Annotated in this window: 16 protein-coding genes; 4 read left to right on the top strand and 12 right to left on the bottom strand. The window is 67.5% G+C overall.

Annotated features, from left to right (window positions below; translation table 11 throughout):
* Positions 1-42 precede the first annotated feature (42 nt).
* A complete protein-coding gene (locus AX750_RS03310; protein ID WP_067253515.1) occupies positions 43-1,230 on the top strand; it encodes an acetyl-CoA C-acyltransferase in 1,188 nt (395 codons plus the stop codon).
* A gap of 73 nt (positions 1,231-1,303) precedes the next feature.
* Positions 1,304-2,260, top strand: coding sequence for a DUF808 domain-containing protein (locus AX750_RS03305; protein ID WP_066717916.1), 957 nt, complete (start codon positions 1,304-1,306; stop codon positions 2,258-2,260).
* 3 nt (positions 2,261-2,263) lie between these two features.
* Here AX750_RS03305 and AX750_RS03300 read toward each other — a convergent pair whose 3' ends face one another.
* From AX750_RS03300 to AX750_RS03290, 3 genes are all read right to left on the bottom strand, one after another.
* Positions 2,264-2,953: a nitroreductase gene (locus AX750_RS03300; RefSeq protein ID WP_066717913.1), complete on the bottom strand. Its 690-nt coding sequence runs from the start codon at positions 2,951-2,953 to the stop codon at positions 2,264-2,266.
* Between the two features lie 25 nt (positions 2,954-2,978).
* Positions 2,979-3,989: an HWE histidine kinase domain-containing protein gene (locus tag AX750_RS03295; protein WP_066717911.1), complete on the bottom strand. Its 1,011-nt coding sequence runs from the start codon at positions 3,987-3,989 to the stop codon at positions 2,979-2,981.
* Positions 3,990-4,122: 133 nt separating this feature from the next.
* Positions 4,123-5,826, bottom strand: coding sequence for a lysine--tRNA ligase (locus AX750_RS03290; protein ID WP_066717909.1), 1,704 nt, complete (start codon positions 5,824-5,826; stop codon positions 4,123-4,125).
* 205 nt (positions 5,827-6,031) lie between these two features.
* Here AX750_RS03290 and AX750_RS03285 point away from each other — a divergent pair, with 205 nt between their 5' ends.
* Positions 6,032-7,189: an amidohydrolase gene (locus AX750_RS03285; protein WP_066717906.1), complete on the top strand. Its 1,158-nt coding sequence runs from the start codon at positions 6,032-6,034 to the stop codon at positions 7,187-7,189.
* Between the two features lie 138 nt (positions 7,190-7,327).
* Here the strand turns inward: AX750_RS03285 and AX750_RS03280 are convergent, their stop codons facing one another.
* The 9 genes from AX750_RS03280 to uxaC form a co-directional block, all read right to left on the bottom strand.
* The gene (locus tag AX750_RS03280) at positions 7,328-8,158 is read right to left on the bottom strand and encodes a transporter substrate-binding domain-containing protein (protein ID WP_066717904.1); all 831 of its coding nucleotides are present in this window, start codon (positions 8,156-8,158) and stop codon (positions 7,328-7,330) included.
* Between the two features lie 55 nt (positions 8,159-8,213).
* On the bottom strand, positions 8,214-9,680 hold the full coding sequence (locus tag AX750_RS03275) for a mannitol dehydrogenase family protein (RefSeq protein WP_066717902.1): 1,467 nt from the start codon (positions 9,678-9,680) through the stop codon (positions 8,214-8,216).
* Positions 9,677-10,957: a TRAP transporter large permease gene (locus AX750_RS03270; protein ID WP_066717899.1), complete on the bottom strand. Its 1,281-nt coding sequence runs from the start codon at positions 10,955-10,957 to the stop codon at positions 9,677-9,679. The genes AX750_RS03275 and AX750_RS03270 overlap by 4 nt, the downstream gene beginning before the upstream one ends.
* Before the next feature lie 3 nt (positions 10,958-10,960).
* Complete coding sequence (locus AX750_RS03265; protein ID WP_066717896.1) at positions 10,961-11,494, bottom strand: TRAP transporter small permease; 534 nt, start codon at positions 11,492-11,494, stop codon at positions 10,961-10,963.
* A 75-nt stretch (positions 11,495-11,569) separates the two neighbouring features.
* The gene (locus AX750_RS03260) at positions 11,570-12,535 is read right to left on the bottom strand and encodes a TRAP transporter substrate-binding protein (RefSeq protein WP_245282294.1); all 966 of its coding nucleotides are present in this window, start codon (positions 12,533-12,535) and stop codon (positions 11,570-11,572) included.
* 116 nt (positions 12,536-12,651) lie between these two features.
* Positions 12,652-12,993, bottom strand: a complete 342-nt coding sequence (locus AX750_RS03255; protein WP_066717890.1) for a cupin domain-containing protein — start codon at positions 12,991-12,993, stop codon at positions 12,652-12,654.
* Complete coding sequence (gene kduD / locus AX750_RS03250) at positions 12,990-13,748, bottom strand: 2-dehydro-3-deoxy-D-gluconate 5-dehydrogenase KduD (protein ID WP_066717888.1); 759 nt, start codon at positions 13,746-13,748, stop codon at positions 12,990-12,992. The genes AX750_RS03255 and kduD overlap by 4 nt, the downstream gene beginning before the upstream one ends.
* Positions 13,748-14,596: a 5-dehydro-4-deoxy-D-glucuronate isomerase gene (gene kduI / locus AX750_RS03245; RefSeq protein ID WP_245282291.1), complete on the bottom strand. Its 849-nt coding sequence runs from the start codon at positions 14,594-14,596 to the stop codon at positions 13,748-13,750. Before kduI ends, kduD begins: the two co-directional genes overlap by 1 nt.
* Entirely contained in the window at positions 14,593-15,996 is a 1,404-nt protein-coding gene (gene uxaC, locus AX750_RS03240) for a glucuronate isomerase (protein ID WP_066717886.1), read from the bottom strand. Before uxaC ends, kduI begins: the two co-directional genes overlap by 4 nt.
* 178 nt (positions 15,997-16,174) lie before the next feature.
* On the opposite strand from uxaC, the gene AX750_RS03235 reads away from it, so the two are divergent.
* Entirely contained in the window at positions 16,175-16,909 is a 735-nt protein-coding gene (locus AX750_RS03235) for a GntR family transcriptional regulator (protein ID WP_082735167.1), read from the top strand.
* Positions 16,910-16,962: the final 53 nt, after the last annotated feature.

Here is a 16,962-nt window from a genome sequence, read left to right as displayed (position 1 = left end):
GCGAACGACACAATCACAGCACAAGGCAGGAAGACACGCTCCATGACCGAAGCCGTCATCGTTTCCACGGCGCGCACGCCGATCGGCAAGGCCCATCGCGGGGCCTTCAACCAGGTCCGCGGCGCCGACATGGCGGCCCATGCGATCCGGCACGCGCTGGAGCGGGCCGGGCTCGAGCTCGAGGCGGTCGAGGAGGTGGTGATGGGCTGCGGCTATCCGGAGGCCGCGACCGGGCTCAATGTTGCACGCCATGCCGCGCTGGTCGCCGGCATCCCGGTGCAGTCGGCCGGGGTCACGGTCAGCCGCTTCTGCGCCTCGGGGCTTGAGGCGATCGCCCATGCCGCGCGGCGGGTGGTGATGGACGGGGTGCCGGTCGCTGTCGGCGGCGGCGTCGAATCGATCTCGCTGGTGCAGCCGGTGACCCGGCGCGACCTCGCCCAGAACGAGTGGCTGCTCGCGAACAAGCCGACGATCTACACGACGATGATCGAGACGGCCGACATCGTGGCGCAGCGCTACGGCATCTCGCGCCAGGCCCAGGACGAGTTCTCGCTGGCGAGCCAGCAGCGCACAGCCGCAGCCCAAGAGCGCGGTCTGTTCGACGACGAGATCGTGCCGATGAGCGCCGTGATGACGGTCACCGACAAGGCGACCGGCGAGGTCAGCCAGAAGTCGGTCACGCTGGCGAAGGACGAAGGCAACCGGCCCGACACCACGCTGGAGGGGCTGCTCAAGCTCAAGCCCGTGCGCGGCGAGGACCAGTTCGTCACCGCCGGCAATGCCAGCCAGCTCTCGGACGGCGCCTCGGCCAGTGTCGTGATGTCGGCCGCGGAGGCGGCGCGGCGCGGTCTGTCGCCGCTCGGCATCTTCCGCGGTTTCGCGGCTGCCGGCTGCGAGCCCGACGAGATGGGCATCGGCCCGGTCTTCGCGGTGCCGCGGCTGCTCGAGCGCAACGGCCTCACCGTCGCCGACATCGATCTCTGGGAGCTGAACGAGGCCTTCGCCTCGCAGTCGCTCTATTGCCGTGACCGGCTCGGCATCGATCCCGACAAGGTCAACGTCAATGGCGGCGCGATCGCGATCGGCCATCCCTTCGGCATGAGCGGGGCCCGTCTCGTCGGCCATGCGCTGCTGGAGGGCCGCCGCCGCAAGGCGCGCTATGCGGTGGTGACGATGTGCGTGGCGGGCGGCATGGGCTGCGCCGGCCTGTTCGAGATCAACCCGGTCTGAACCAAACCGGCGCTGCCGCGTCTAGGTGAGGGCGCGCCGCCATGGGGCGGCGCCAAGGGGGGAGATCCGAAACGTGGCCTCGGGACTGTTCGCACTGCTCGACGACATCGCCGGGATCGCCAAGGTGGCGGCGGCGTCGGTGGACGACGTCGTCGCGCAGGCGACCAAGGCCGGCACCAAGGCGGCCGGCATCGTCATCGACGATGCGGCGGTGACACCGCGCTATGCGGTGGGTTTCGCCGCCTCGCGCGAACTGCCGATCATCTGGAAGATCGCGCTCGGCTCGCTGAAGAACAAGCTGCTCTTCCTGCTGCCCGGCGCGCTGATCCTGGCGCTCGTCGCGCCCTGGCTGATCACGCCGCTCCTGATGATGGGCGGCGTCTATCTCTGCTACGAGGGCGCCGAAAAGATCGTCGAGCAGGTCGTGCCGCATGCCGCCGCGACGCCGGCGGAAGCCGGTAAGGCGGCGCTCGATCCCAAGCTGCTCGAGGAGCAGAAGATCGCCGGCGCGATCAAGACCGATTTCATCCTCTCGGCCGAGATCATGGCGATCACCCTGTCGACCGTCTCGACGGCCTCTTTCCAGATGCAGGCGATCGTGCTGGCGGTGGTCGGCATCGGCATCACCGCGCTGGTCTATGGCGCCGTGGCGCTGATCGTGAAGGCGGACGATGTCGGGCTCGCACTAGCCCAGCGCCGTTTTGCGCCTGTGCGATGGTTCGGGCGTGCGCTGGTCGTCGGCATGCCGCATTTCCTCACCGCGCTCGGCGCCGTCGGGACGGCCGCCATGCTCTGGGTCGGAGGCGGCATCATCATCCATGGGCTGGAAGAGTTCGGGCTGACCATGCTGGGCCATGCCAGCCACGACATCGACGCCGCGGCCGGCCGCTGGCTGCCTCTCGGCGGCATCGTCGAGTGGCTGGCAGGGGCGGCGTTCTCGGCCATCTTCGGGCTCGTCGTCGGCGGCGTCGCGATCGTCGTGATGCACTATGCCGTCGAGCCCGTGCTCAAGCGCGTGCGCGGCGCCTGATCCTCAATCCAGCCAGGTGGTGAAGCCCTCGACCGGCTCGCGCTCCGCGACGAGTCCATTCTGGGGCGCCGCCGGATCGGCATGGCCGATGGCGATGCCGCAGACCACGATCTCGCTTTCGGGGATGGCGAGTTCGCGCCGCACCACCGGGTGAAAGCGCGCGAAGATCGCCTGCGGGCAGGATTGCAGGCCATGCCCCTGTGCCGCGATCAGCAGGCTCTGCAGGAACATGCCGAGATCGATCCAGGAGCCGATCTCGAGATCGCGGTCGACCGTCAGCATCAGCGCGACGGGGGCGTCGAAGAAACGCAGATTGGCGGCGCTTTGGCGCTTCATGCCCGCGACATCGCCCTTGGCGACGCCGAGCAAGCCGTAGAGATCCCAGCCGACCTTGCGTCGGCGCGAGAGATAGGGCTCGCGGAAGGTCTCGGGATAGTAGCGATATTCCTCGGACTGGACGAAGCCGGGATCGTCCAGGGCCGCCAGCAGGGCGCTCTCCAGCCGTGCCCGCGCCTGCGGCCCGATCACGCGCAGCTTCCAGGGCTGCATGTTCGTGCCGCTCGGCGCGCGGGACGCAACCTCGATCAGCCGGTGCAGCAGGGCGGGGTCGACCGGCGTCGGCAGGAAGGCGCGGGTGGCGCGGCGGGAGGTGATGGCCTGCTCGACGGCCTGCGCCGCGCTCGATGGATTCATGGTCGCTCCGTCCGCACTCCCAGCTTCAATAGGCGGCGAGCAGAGAGCCTATCGGCGCCTCGACGCTCAGCCTCACGCCCTGCGGCTCGTAGGTGATCCGGGACGTCCCAGCGAGATAGCCCGACAGCGCCTTCTCGATCACCTGGGAACCGAAACCGCGGCGGACCGGCTCTGCGACGGGAGGGCCGCCGCTCTCGACCCAGCTGAGCCGAAACTGATCATCATCCAAATCCCAAGACATCTCGACGAGACCGTTATCTCCCGAGAGGGCGCCATACTTCACCGCATTGGTCGCCAGTTCGTGGATGGCGAGAGCCAGGGCCATCGCCGCCCGGGAGGCGATCCGCGTTTCCGGACCCGTCACGCGCACGCGCTGACCCAGCCCGTAAGGCTCGAGGATCGTCGCGCTCAGTTCGCCCAGCGTGGTCTCCGAGACGGCGCTGGTCATCAGCACGTCCTGCGCCTGGCCGAGCGCGTGCATCCGCGCGGCAAGATGATCCCGCGTGCCGGCAATGTCGTCGCGATGCAGGCGCATCGTCTGGTTGACGATGGCGTGGACCATGGCGAGCATATTCTTGATGCGATGGTTCAGCTCGCTGGCGAGGAGCTGATATCTCTCGCGTTCGCCCTGCAACTCGGAGATGTCGCGCGAGACGGAGAGAATGGCGTGAGGCTGCCCATCGGCGCCGAGGATCGGCGAAACCTGCACGTCCCAATAGCGTGGATTGCCAGCCGCCGTGTTGGCGGCGCCTTCGAAGCGGTAACTGCGGCCGGCCCTGGCCTCGGCGATGGCGACCGACGCGTCGCGATGGCCCTCGCGCTCCCAGAAGCTCGGCCAAGGGCAACCTCTCAGGGCGTTGAAGTCACTGACTTCCATCACCCGCATTCCGCCTTCGCTCATGAAGGTCAGACGGCCTTCGAGATCGAGCACCTTGATGCAGTCGTTGGAGGCGGCGAGCACGCTCATCATGAAGCGCGCATCTGGCTCGTAATGGCTCGTCACGCTGGGTCCCGGGATCTGCGAGCGCTCGGTCATCCGCCCGACCGGGAGCCTGTTTCAGAATAGTCTCGGCCGGGCCACCATCGCAACGGGGCGACCAAGGCCCGAGGCTGCAACCCACTCCGGACGATCGCGTTCCCGGCCGCCGCAAAAACGGCCGGGAGAGTGCCTAGTCGCGGGATGCGACGAACGCCGCATGCTCCTCGACCAGCGCGCCGGAGAGCGCCTTGGCGATGAGGGCGCGGGTGTTGGCGAGGCCATAGATCGCGGCGAAGGAGCCGAAGCGCGGGCCCTGATCCTCGCCGAAGAAGACCTGGTAGATCGCCTTCCACCACTCGCCGGAGACACCGGGCCGCTCGGGGGTCGCGTTCTTGGCGGTGAGGTTCTGGTAGCGCGGGATGGCGCGGGCGACATCGAGCGCCGTGTCCTGCACCGTCTCGGCGCTCGCATCCGCCGGCAGGGCGGCCAGCGCGGCGTCGAGCGCGGCAAAGGCCGCTGCTTCCGTCTCGTCTGCGAGGCGGTAGTTCTTCGCCGGCTTCACGAAGTCGCGGAAATAGGCGATCGCATAGCCGACCAGCGCATCGAGACGCGGATGGGTTTGCGGCGAGATGCCCGGCGCGTAACGCTGGAGGAAGCCCCAGAGCACCGCCTTGTCCTCGGAATTCGCGACGGCGACGAGGTTCATGAGCAGGCCGAAGGTGATCTGCGCGCGCGCGGCGTTCTCGCCCTCGCCGGTGGCGATGACTTCAGGCTGCGGCGGCTCGCCGTGGTGGAGGTGCCAGACGGGATTGCCGAGCCGGTTCTTCCAATCCTGGCGCTCATAGCCGCCGAGGAACTGCAGATACTCGTCGACAGCGCGCGGAATGACGTCGAAATGCAGCTTCTTGGCTTCGCGCGGGCGCTGGAACATGTAGAGCGCCAGGCTCTCCTGCGGGCCGTATTCGAGCCATTGCTCGATCGTCAGGCCGTTGCCCTTCGACTTCGAGATCTTCTGGCCCTGCTCGTCGAGAAAGAGCTCGTAGTTGAAGCCCTCGGGCGGGGTGCCGTCGAGAGCGCGCGCGATCTGCGAGGATACCTTGACCGAGTCGATCAGGTCCTTGCCCGCCATCTCGTAGTCGATGCCGAGCGCGACCCAGCGCATCGCCCAGTCCGGCTTCCACTGCAGCTTGACCTGGCCGCCGGTGACGGGCGTGACGAAGCGCTCGCCCGTGCCGGGATCGGTCCAGGTGATGGTGCCGGCCTCGACGTCGCGCGCCTCGATCGGGACCTGCATGACGACGCGCGTCACCGGGTGGATGGGCAGGAAGGGCGAATAGGTGGCCGCCCGCTCCTCTCGCAACGTCGGCAGCATGATCTTCATGATGGCGTCGTAGCGCGCCAGCATCTTCAGCAGCGTCGCGTCGAACTCGCCGGCGCGGTAGCTGTCGGTCGAGGACTTGAACTCGTAGTCGAAGCCGAACTGGTCGAGGAAGGCGCGAAGCCGCGCATTGTTGTGGCGGCCGAAGCTGTCATGCGTGCCGAAGGGGTCCGGCACCTCGGTCAGCGGCTTGCCGAGATTGGCAGCCAGCAGCTCCTTGTTGGGGACGTTGTCTGGCACCTTGCGCAGCCCGTCCATGTCGTCGGAAAAGGCGATCAGGCGGGTGGGCACGGCATCGCCGGTGAGCACGCGAAAGGCATGGCGAACCATCGAGGTGCGCGCGACCTCGCCGAAGGTGCCGATATGGGGCAGGCCAGAGGGGCCATAGCCGGTCTCGAAGATCACCTCCGTCTTGCCCGATTTCTCGATCCGCGCGACGAGCTTGCGAGCTTCCTCGAACGGCCAGGCGGCCGAACGCTGGGCGGCGTCCACAAGGGCGGGGTCGAAAACCGGCATTTGGGGTGGTGTCCTCTCCAGATCCTGCAAAATGCGAGGGAGGGGCTTTCGCAGATTGCGAAGGGCGGCGTCAATGACGGGATGCGTCGATCGAGCGCGGACCTCTCTGCCGCGCCGGCGACATGGCGGCTTGCAGTCGCATGGGTTGTCGCTCCGCCTTGCGGGTATAGGTTGCTCGGCCTCGAAACCCGGGAGGACGACCATCTTGGATCGCCATCTGCACGACCAACTCATCAGCTGGCGACGCCATCTCCATGCCCATCCGGAACTCGGCCGCGAGGAGAAGGAGACGAGCGCCTTCGTCCAGGCGAGGCTGACCGCACTCGGCGTGCCCTTCACCGCCGGCATCGGCGGCCATGGCGTGGTGGCGACCCTCAGGCGGGGCACCTCGGAACGGTCCGTCGGGCTGCGTGCCGACATGGACGCGCTGCCGATCCTCGAGGCGAACGAACTGCCCTACAAATCGACCCGGCCGCACGTCATGCATGCCTGCGGGCACGACGGACACACCACGGCCTTGCTGGGCGCGGCCGCGCTGCTCGCCCGCGACGACAGCTGGAGCGGCACGGTGCAGTTCGTCTTCCAGCCGGCCGAGGAGGGCGCCGGCGGCGCCCAGGCGATGCTCGCGGACGGCATTCTCGAACGCTTCCCGATGGAGCGCATCTTCGCCCTGCACAACTGGCCGGGGCTGGAGGCGGGCACCATCGCCGTCCATCGCGGGCCGGTGATGTCCGAGCCTGGCCGTTTCAGGATCACGCTGCACGGGACGGCAGGCCATGCGGCGCTGCCGGAGACGACGCGCGACCCAATCGTCGCCATGGGGCATCTCATCGTCGCGCTGCAGACGATCGTCTCCCGCAACATCGATCCGATGCAGTCCGCGGTGGTCTCGATCGGCCAGGTGCATGGCGGCTCGGCTTCGAACCAGATCCCGACCAGCGTCTTCATCGAGGGCACCTTCCGGACTTTCGTGGCAGAGGTCCGCGATCGTCTGCTCGGGCGCATCCGCGCGATCGCGCAGAACATTGCCGCGACCTTCGAGATGGAGGCCGAGGTCGAGACGATGCATGGTGCCGCCACCATCAACACGGCGCCGGAGGAGGAGATCGCCGCCGCGGCCGCGCAGGCGGCGGGAGTGGAACTGCGCCGTGATCTCAAGGCGAGCACCACGGGCGAGGACTTCGCCCATTTCCTGCAGCGGCTGCCCGGCGCCTATGTCTGGATCGGCAACGGGCCGGTGCGTGATGGCGGCGAACTGCACAATGATCGCTACGATTTCAACGACGCGATCCTCCCCGCGGCGTCGGGCTGGCTGGCGGCCGTGGCGAAGCAGGCACTGAGCGCGAACGCGCCGGCGAAGTGACAGCAACCGACCCACGCTCGCCGTCATGCTCGCCCTTGTGGCGAGCATCCACGTCTTGAACACCGCCCGCGACGAAGGAAGACGTGGATGGTCGGGACAAGCCCGACCATGACGCATGAGGCCGTGTGATGGCCGGCGTCAGAACGGGCTCACCGGGAAAAAGCGCAGATAGAGCCGCGCATAGGTGCCGTCGTCCCAGAGCGACTGCAGCGCGTAGTCGAGGGAACGCTTCAGCGGCACCTCGTCCTTGCGCATGAGGAAGGCGACGCCTTCGCCGAAATAGCGGCTCTCCAGGAAAGGCCCGCCGGTGAAGGCGAGTTCGCCCCCGGCGCTGCCGGCGAGCAGAAGCGACAGGGCGACGCCGTCGGCGAAGACGAATTCGGCATCGCCGCTGCGCAGCGCCGTGACGGCGGCGGTGAGGTTGGGGGCCTCGCGTCGCTGGACGAAGGGCAGCAACCGTTCGAGATAGGCCTGATGGGCCGTGCCGGCGACGACGGCGACGCGCTTGCCCTGGAGGGTGCGCGTGTCGAGTTCGGCCTGGGCGTTGCCACGGGTCGTGAGCAAACGGGCCGAGCCGCGGAAATAGAGATGGCTGGCCGCGAAGCGGGCGCGGATCGGCGGGGTCATGTTGATCGCCGCTGCCAGGACGTCGCCCCGGCCCTCGGCGAGCGAATCCAGCAGGGTGTCGAAGCGGCGGGCCTGGACGGTGCAGGTCCAGCCGAGCTTCTCGCAGGCGGCCCGCGCCAGTTCGACGGAGAAGCCGGTCGGACCGCCATCGGGCCCTGTGAAATGAAGCGGCGGGTATTCGTCGTCGGTGAGGAAGCGGATCACGCGCGGCGGACCGGGTTCCGGCCGGTCGAGCCGGATCCGCGGATCCCAGAAGTTCGGCACGGTGACGCGCGACTGCGCCAGCGCGGCCGGTGCGGCGAGTGTCAGCAGGGCCAGCGTGAGGAAGACGGCGCGGATCATGCGCGCATCTGGCGCGACGGGGCGGGTGGGATCAAGTGGCTCCCGGCCCGTTCGATCAGAGGGCGGCCACCGTCGCCTTCGCGCCCTTGTCGAACAGCGCTGCCAAATGCGTCTCGACGGCGCGCGTGAACCGCGGCTCGTGCGGCAGGTCGGCGCCGAAGATCGCCTCAATGCTCAGCAGCGACCGGCTGAGCGCCGTGGCATTGCGGCCGGCCGCCTTGGCCTTCTCCGCGAAAGTCGCGGCCAGCGGGTCGCTGACGTCGATCGTCGCGCCCTTTTCATCGGTGCCTGAGACGTAAGCCATCCAGGCCGCGACACCGAGCGCGAGGTGGTCGATCGCAGCATCCTGTTTCAGGCGGTCGTGGATGGTGCCGAGCAGCCGCTGCGGCAGCTTTTGCGAGCCGTCCATGGCGATCTGCCAGGTGCGATGGCGAATGGCGGGGTTCCGGAAACGGGCGAGCAGCGCCTGCGCATAGTCGCCGAGAACGACGCCCTGCGGCGCGGGCACGGTCGGGATGATCTCGGCCCAGAGCCCTTCGAGGAAGCGGGCTAAGACCGGGTCACCGCTGGCCTCGGACACGGTTTCGTGGCCGGCGAGATAGCCGAGATAGGCGAGCGAGGAATGCGCGCCGTTGAGCATGCGCAGCTTCATGAACTCGAAGGGCGCGACCTCCGAGACCATCTGCGCGCCGCCGCGCTCCCAGGCCGGGCGGCCGGCAGCGAAGACGTCCTGGATCGCCCATTGCCGGAAGGGCTCGCCGATCACGGGCGCGGCGTCCTCCAGCCCGATCAGGCCGGCGACCTCGGCGATGTCCGCCTCGGTCGTGGCGGGCACGATGCGGTCGACCATCGTCGCCGGGAAGGCGCCGTTGGCTTCGATCCACTGGGCGAGCCCGTCATCGGAGAGCGCCGCGAAATCGCGCACCAGCCCGCGCAGCACGCCGCCATTATGGGGAAGGTTGTCGCAGCTCAACGCCGTGAACGGGCCGAGCCCGGCGGCGCGGCGGGCCTTCAGGGCGGCAACGATCAGGCCCACCGCCGAGCGCGGGGCGTCTGGGTTGGCGAGATCGTGGACGATGTCGTGATGGTCGGCGCGGAGCCGGCCAGTCGCCGGGTCATGGCAATAGCCCTTCTCGGTGACCGTCAGCGAGACGATCCGCGTTTCCGCTGCGGCCATGCGCGCGACCAGTGCGGCCGGATCCTCCGGGGCGACCATCACCTCCCGGAGGCAACCGATGATCCGCAGCTCCGGCCCGGCCGGGGCGCGCTTCAGCAGGGTGTAGAGGCCATCCTGAGGGCTGAGGCGATCGCGCTGGTCGGGCCGCTGCAGACTGGCGCCGGTGACGCCCCAGGCGCCCGCTTCCAGTTCCAGCGTATCCTCGGTGTATTCGCAGAGATGGGCGCGGGCGAAAGCGCCGAGCCCCAGATGCACGATTCCCGGCGAGAGATGGGAGCGGTCATAGGCAGGGCGGCGGACCACCGCCGGCAGGGAGGACAGCGTCCTCGTCGTCAGTCTCGTCAACGGAATACGCCCGGCAGCCAGAGTGAGAAGGCGGGAACGTAGGTCACGAGCAGCAGCACCGCAACGCTGGCCCCGTAGAAGGGCCAGATCGTCCTCATCGATTCACTGATCGAGACCTTGCCGATGGCGCAGGCGACGAACTGGACAGAGCCGACCGGCGGCGTGTTCAGGCCGATGCCGGCGTTGAGGATCAGGATCACGCCGAAATGAACCGGGTCGATACCGATCGCCTTGACCACGGGCAGGAAGATCGGCGTGCAGATGATGATCATCGGCGCCATGTCCATGAAGGTGCCGAGCACTAGCAGGATGACGTTGATCAGCAGCAGAATGACCAGCGGATTGTCGGAGATCGACTGCATCAGCTGGATGGTCGCGGCGGGAACCTGCAGGAAGGCCATGAGCCAGCCAAAGGAGCTGGCGGCGCCGATGATCAGCAGTACCATGGCCGTGGTGCGGACCGCCCCCAGCGTCGCATGCACGAAGCCTTTGAAGTCGAGTCCGCGATAGACGAAGACCGTGACCAGCAGCGCGTAGACCACGGCGACGCAGGAGGATTCGGTGGCAGTGAAGACGCCCGAGCGGACGCCACCGAAGATGATGCCGATCAGCAGGATGCCGGGCAGCGCCGCCACCAGATAGCGCGCCACGGTCAGGAAGCCCGGGAAGACATCGGCCGGATAGCCGCGCTTCACGGCGACCGCCCAGGCCGCGACCATCAGCGCGAGGCAGAGCATCATTCCGGGAACGACGCCGGCGGTGAAGAGATCAGCGATCGAGATCGTTCCGCCTGCCGCCAGCGAGTAGATGATCATGTTGTGCGAGGGCGGGATCAGCAGCGCGATGATCGCCGCGTTGGCCGTGACGTTGACGGCGTAGTCCGGCGCATAACCGCGCTTGACCATCTGCGGGATCATGATGCCGCCGACGGCCGAGGCATCGGCCACGGCCGAGCCCGAGATGCCACCGAAGAGCGTGCAGGTGATGACGTTGACCTGGCCCAGCCCACCGCGCAGATGCCCGACGAGGGACGAGGCGAACTGGATCAGCCGGTCGGCGATGCCGCCGCGGATCATCAGGTCGCCCGAATAGATGAAGAACGGGATCGCCAGCATCGCGAAGGCGTTCATGCCGGTCGAAAGCTGCTGGAAGACCACGACGGGCGGGATGCCGATGTAGAGCACGGTCGCCATCGAGGCGATGCCCAGGCAGAAGGCGACCGGCACGCCCATCAGCAGCAGGAGCGTGAAGGAGACGAAAAGAACGGTGATCGCCATGGCTCAGGCCTCCCCGCCGAGGCCGTTGGCGTTCAGCGGCATCGGTGCCAGCTTCTCGCCCGTGAGGAACAGCAGCAGTTTCTCGATCGAGAACAGCGCGATCAGCGCGCCACCGGCGATGATCGGGACATAGTCCCAACCCTTCGAGATGCCGATCATCGGCAGCCGGTCACTCCAGACCTTGGCGGCGAGTTCGGTGCCGTACCAGACCATCGCGAAGGCGAAGAGCGTCACCAGCACCTCGTTGGCGACGATGAGCGCCGATTTCGCCGGGCCTCGCAGGTAGTGCAGGCCGACGTCGAAGCCCATGTGATCGAGCTCCCGGACGCCAACGGAGCCGCCGAGCAGGATGAACCAGAGCATCAGGAACAAGGATGCCGGCTCGCCCCAGGTCGGTGTCGCGTTCAGAACGTAGCGCCCGAACACCGTCCAGGCGACGATCGCCGTCATGGCGATCAGTCCCAAGCCTGCCGCCAGCAGCGCGATCAGACTGAGGCGTGCATTGATGCGCGTGAGCATCCGGGCAAAACCGGTCATGGGTTGTCCTGGGGTTTGGGCTGGACACAAGAAACGGGCGGCGGATGGCTCCGCCGCCCGTTGGGGCCTAGGCGATCACTTCACCGCCTGGATCTTGGCGACGAGGTCCTTGAGCGCCGGATCGGTAACGAACCGGTCGTAGACGGGCTTCATCGCATCGATGAAGGGCTGCTTCTCGACCGCATTGATCACGGCGCCGCCGGCCTTGACCTTGGCCTCGGAGGCCTTCTCGCGGGCGTCCCAGAGCTCGCGCATCTTGGCAACGGACTCCTTGGCCGCAGCCTTCATGATCTCCTGATCTTCCTTGGAGAGCTTGTCGAAGCTGCGCTTGGACATGACCAGCACCTCGGGCGAGAGCGAGTGCTCGGTCAGCGAGTAGAACTTCGAGACCTCGAAATGCTTGGTCGACTCGTAGGACGGCCAGTTGTTCTCGGCGCCGTCGATGACGCCGGTCTGCAGGGCCGAGTAGACCTCGCCGAAGGCCATCGGCGTGGCGTTGGCGCCAAGCGCCGAAACCAGAGCCACGAACATGTCCGACTGCTGGACGCGGATCTTCATGCCCTTCATGTCGGCGGGCGTGTTGATCGGCCGCTTCGAGTTGTAGAAGGAACGCGAGCCGGAATCGTAGAAGGCGAGGCCGACGAGATCGTGCTTCTCGAACTCCTTGAGGATCGAGTCGCCGATCGGGCCGTCCATGACCTTCCGCATGTGCTCGACCGAGCGGAAGATGAAGGGTAGGGACGGCACATTGGTCGCCGGGATCAGGTTGTTGAACGGCGCCATGTTGATGCGGTTCAGGTCGATCACGCCGAACCGGGTCTGCTCGATCGTGTCCTTCTCGTTGCCGAGCTGGGCCGAATGGAAGACGTTGATCTTGATGCGGCCCTTGGTCCGCTCTTCGAGCAGCTTGCTGATGTGCCGGACCGCCTCGACCGTCGGATAATCGGTCGGGTGGATGTCGGTCGAGCGCAGGACGGTCTGCGCGGCGGCACCGGTCGTGGCGGCGGCGAGAATGGCCGCGCCCGCGAGCGCGGAGAACATGCGTTTGGTGAGCATGGTTGAGGTCCTCTCCCTTGTTATTCTCGATGCCGGATTTTCCGGTCGTTCTTGTCCCGTGATGGGAGCCCAGCCGGCGGTAGCCGGCAGGGCGGTCTCGTCTAGAGAAATTCGCTGCGCATGGGCGTGAAGGAATCGATCAGCTGGCCGGCCTCGATGGCGGTGACGCCGTGGACGAGATCGGCCGGGACGAAGAAGGTGTCGCCGGCCCTGAGCCGCTGCGTGCGGCCGTCGATGGTGACGTCGAAGACGCCGCTCTCGACATAGGACGCCTGGCGATGCGGGTGCTGGTGCGCCTTGCCGACGGCGCCGGCCTCGAAGACCACGCGAACGATCATCAGATCCTCGCCATAGGCCATGATCTTGCGCTTCACGCCGGGTTCGGTCGGCTCCCAGGCGATGTCGGCCTCGCTCTGGAAAAAGGAATTGAGACGGTCGGTCATCGTGCGAGCCAGCCTCCGTCGACGGGGATGATGGCGCCGTGCATGTAGGCGGCGGCGTCGCTCGCCAGGAACACGGCGGCGCCGCCGATGTCCGAGGGCTTGCCCCAGCGGCCGGCGGGAATCCGCGCGAGGATCGCCTGGTTGCGGTCCGGATCGGCGCGCAGCGCTTCCGTGTTGTTGCTCTCGATATAGCCCGGAGCGATCGCGTTCACATTGATGCCCTTCTGCGCCCATTCGCAGGCGAGAAGCTTCGTCAGGCCGGCGAGCCCGCTCTTGCTGGCGGTGTAGGAGGCGACGCGAATGCCGCCCTGGAAGGAGAGCAGCGAGGCGATGTTGACGATGCGTGCGCCACGACCGGCCGCGACGGCGGACTTCGCGAAGGCCTGCGCCAGGAAGAACGTCGCCTTGAGGTTGACGTTTATCACCTCGTCCCAGTCGCTCTCGCTGAAGTCGAGCGCATCGGCCCGGCGGATGATGCCGGCATTGTTGACGAGGATGTCGAGCGGGCCGGCGAGCGCTTCAGCCTGCGCGATGACGCGGGGCGCGATGCCCTGTTCCTGCAGATCGACCTTGAGGGGACGAGCCGTTCCGCCGGCTTCCGCGATCAGCGCCAGCGTCTCGGTCAGGTCCGAGCGCCCGGCGGCCACCACGGTCGCGCCGGCCTGCGCCAGCGCGAGCGCGATGCCCTGGCCGATGCCGGTATTGGCGCCGGTGACCAGGGCCGTGCGGCCGGTGAGGTCGAAGGGCGAGGCCATCAGCGCAAGCTGTCCACGGGGGCGGGATCCATGTCGGTGAACTCGACATTGTCGCCGGCCATGGCCCAGACGAAGGCGTAGTTCGACGTGCCGCAGCCGCAATGGATCGACCAGTTCGGCGAGATCACCGCCTGCTCGTTGGCGACGAGGAGGTGGCGGGTCTGCGTCGGCTCGCCCATGAAGTGGAAGACGCGGTGGGCCGGGTCGAGGTTGAAATAGAGATAGGCCTCCATCCGCCGCGTATGGGTGTGGCAGGGCATGGAATTCCAGACCGAGCCGGGCTCCAGCGCGGTCATGCCCATCACCAGCTGGTTGGTGCCGGTGGTGTTGGGCATGATGTATTGGCGGATGGTGCGCTTGTTCGAGGTCTCCGGAGAGCCGAGATGGATCGTGTTGGCGTCCTCCTTGCGGATGAGCTGGTGGGGTGCCTCGCGGTGGGCGGGCGCGCTGGTCAGGTAGAACTTCGCCGGGTTCGCCGCGTCGGCGCTGGTGAAGGAGACCTCCTTCGCGCCCAGCCCGACATAGAGAGCGTCGAGATTCGGCAGCTCGAAGGCCTGGCCGTCGATGGTGACGCGGCCGGCTCCGCCGATGTTGATGACGCCGAGCTCGCGCCGCGCCAGGAAGAAGGGCGTCCCTGTCGGCGCGAAGGGCGCGAGCGAGAGGGCGGCCGTCGTCGGCGTCGCGCCGCCGACGATCATCCGGTCGTAATGGCTGTAGGTCAGGAGCAGCTCGCCCGGCGCGAAGAGCCGCTCGATCAGGAAATCGGCGCGCAACGCCTCGGTGTCGTAGTTGCGGACGTCGCGCGGATGCGCGGCCTGGCGTTCATCGATGGTCTTGGAAGCGGTCACAGGCGGTAGGCCTCCTTGGCCAGACGGTAGGCGAGGTCATGGGCGACCTCCGCCGCCTCGTCCTCGTCGAGGCGGTGCTCGGCGACGAGCCTGGCGAGATAGGCGCAGTCGCAGCGGCGGGCGACGTCATGGCGCGCTGGGATCGAGAGATAAGCGCGGGTGTCGTCGTTGAAGCCGACCGTGTTGTAGAAGCCGGCCGTCTCGGTCGTCAGTTCGCGGAAGCGCAGCATCGCCTCGGGCGCATCGAGGAACCACCAGCCCGGTCCGAGCTTCAGCGCCGGATAGTGACCGGCCAGCGGCGCGAGTTCTCGCGAATAGGTGGTCTCGTCGAGGGTGAAGGCGATGACGGTGAGGTTGGGCTCGTTGCCCACGGCATCGAGCAGCGGCTTCAGCGCGGCGACATATTCCATCCGGACGGGGATATCGGCGCCCATGTCGCGGCCGAAGCGCTCGAACAGGCGCGGGTTGTGGTTGCGCGAGGAGCCGGGATGGATCTGCAGGACGAGCCCGTCATCGAGGCTCATCTTCGCCATCTCGGTCAGCATCTGGCCGCGGAAGAGATCGGCTTCCTCGGCGGAGACCTTGCCGGCAACGACCTTGGCGAACAGCGCCTCGGCGTCGGCCTTGGAGAGGTTGGCGGTGCGGGCGGTGGCGTGGCCGTGGTCGGAGGAGGTGGCCCCACGCTCACGGAAATAATCGCGGCGCTGGCGATGGGCGGCGAGATAGCCGCTCCAGCTCATCACGTCCTCGCCGGTCAGGGCGCCGAACTGCTCGAGATTGGCCGCGAACCCTTCGAACTCCGGGTCCAGGACGCTGTCGGGCCGGTAGGCCGTGACGACCTTGCCGCCCCAGCCCGAGGCCCTGATCATGTCGTGCCATTTCAGATCGTCGAGCGCACCTTCCGTGGTCGAGATCGCCTCGATCTTGAACCGCTCGAACAAGGCGCGCGGGCGGTAATCCGGCTCCTGCAGCTTCTCGGCGATGCGGTCATAGAGGCGGTCGGCATTGTCGCTCGACAGGCGCTCGTTGATGCCGAAGACGCTGGATAACGCATGCTCGAACCAGAGCCGGCTCGGCGTGCCGCGGAACAGATGCCAGTGGCTGGCGAAGAGTTTCCAGATCGCGCGCGGGTCACTCTCGACCTTCGAACCGTCCTTGCGCGGGATCCCGAGTTTCTCCAGCGGCACCCCCTGCGAGTACAGCATGCGGAAGATGTAGTGGTCTGGCTTCACCAGCAATGTGGCGGGGTCGGCGAAAGGCTGGTCTTCGGCAAACCAGCGCGGATCGGTATGGCCATGCGGCGAGATGATCGGCAGGTCGCGGATGGTCGCGTAGAGCCGCCGCGCTATTCCGCGCGTGACCGGATCGGAGGGGAACAGGCGATCATCGTGCAGCAACATGGGGTCCGGCGCTCGTCGAGGCTCAGCGGCCGACCATAGTCGCGAGCGCTGCAATCGGTCAATATACTAATATACTAGTTTGTCGGAAGCGACCGTGCTATCTGCCGAACGAGGCGGAAGGAGCGGCTTCCCGTCCCGGCCGAGAGTCCCGGGATGCGGCGCGCAGCGAGGCATGGCGATGGCGCAGATCACCATCCGGAGCGAGGACGGCCCGCGGCGCGAGCGACGGCGGCAGCCTCTCGGCGGTGTCCCGACCGGGCGCGCGACGGCTGCCTCGCTGGTTCAGGACGAGCTGCGGCGCGCGATCCTCTCGATGGAAGCAGTTCCCGGCTCGGCGCTGGTCGAGAAGGAGCTGACCGCCCGGTTCGGCACCAGCCGGACGCCGGTTCGCGAGGCCCTGATCCGGCTCAAGGAGGAGGGGCTGGTCGAGATCTTCCCGCAGGCGGGCACCTTCGTCGCGCGGATCCCGACCGAGGCGATCCCCGAGGCAGTCTTCATCCGCCAGGCGCTCGAATGCGCGACGGTCGATCTCGTGGCTCGCATCGCGACGACGGACGCCATCGGCCTGCTGGACGCCGCGATCGCCCGGCAGCACGAGGCGTTCGAAGCGGGTGAGCAGGAGAGCTTCCACATCGCCGACGAGGATTTCCATGAGGCCCTGGCGATGGTTGCCGGCTATCCCGGAATCTGGAAGATCGCTCATGCCGCCAAGAGCCAGATCGACCGCTGCCGCCGCATGACGCTGCCGGTGCCGGGGCGCATGGCCATGGTGATCCGCGAGCATCTCTCCATCGTCGATGCCGTCCGCAGGAAGGACGCACCGGCAGCGGTTGCGGCGATGCGCAAGCATCTGGGCACGCTGCTGCCGGACCTGGTGCATCTGAAGGCGGAGCACCCCGACTACTTCGCCTGACGCGTCGCCGCGGCGCGGTGCTTGCTTGGTCGCGATGCGGCACGGGTCTGGGG

This window comes from Methylobacterium sp. CCH7-A2 (genome assembly GCF_001557075.1).
In the GTDB taxonomy this organism is placed as follows: Bacteria; Pseudomonadota; Alphaproteobacteria; order Rhizobiales; family Beijerinckiaceae; genus Allobosea; species Allobosea massiliensis.
The sequence above is the reverse complement of the archived record's forward strand: the minus strand, read 5'-3'. Positions and strand labels throughout refer to the sequence as shown.

Bases quoted from the DNA above. Each gene is read 5' to 3' on its own strand.
- AX750_RS03265 (WP_066717896.1), bottom strand. From the start codon at position 11,494: ATGACCGGTTTTGCCCGGATGCTCACGCGCATCAATGCACGCCTCAGT.
- kduD (WP_066717888.1), bottom strand. From the start codon at position 13,748: ATGGCCTCGCCCTTCGACCTCACCGGCCGCACGGCCCTGGTCACCGGC.
- AX750_RS03235 (WP_082735167.1), top strand. From the start codon at position 16,175: ATGGCGCAGATCACCATCCGGAGCGAGGACGGCCCGCGGCGCGAGCGA.
- AX750_RS03295 (WP_066717911.1), bottom strand. From the start codon at position 3,989: ATGACCGAGCGCTCGCAGATCCCGGGACCCAGCGTGACGAGCCATTAC.
- AX750_RS03300 (WP_066717913.1), bottom strand. From the start codon at position 2,953: ATGAATCCATCGAGCGCGGCGCAGGCCGTCGAGCAGGCCATCACCTCC.
- AX750_RS03290 (WP_066717909.1), bottom strand. From the start codon at position 5,826: ATGCCGGTTTTCGACCCCGCCCTTGTGGACGCCGCCCAGCGTTCGGCC.
- AX750_RS03255 (WP_066717890.1), bottom strand. From the start codon at position 12,993: ATGACCGACCGTCTCAATTCCTTTTTCCAGAGCGAGGCCGACATCGCC.
- AX750_RS03260 (WP_245282294.1), bottom strand. From the start codon at position 12,535: ATGTTCTCCGCGCTCGCGGGCGCGGCCATTCTCGCCGCCGCCACGACC.
- AX750_RS03270 (WP_066717899.1), bottom strand. From the start codon at position 10,957: ATGGCGATCACCGTTCTTTTCGTCTCCTTCACGCTCCTGCTGCTGATG.
- uxaC (WP_066717886.1), bottom strand. From the start codon at position 15,996: ATGTTGCTGCACGATGATCGCCTGTTCCCCTCCGATCCGGTCACGCGC.
- AX750_RS03310 (WP_067253515.1), top strand. From the start codon at position 43: ATGACCGAAGCCGTCATCGTTTCCACGGCGCGCACGCCGATCGGCAAG.
- AX750_RS03280 (WP_066717904.1), bottom strand. From the start codon at position 8,158: ATGATCCGCGCCGTCTTCCTCACGCTGGCCCTGCTGACACTCGCCGCA.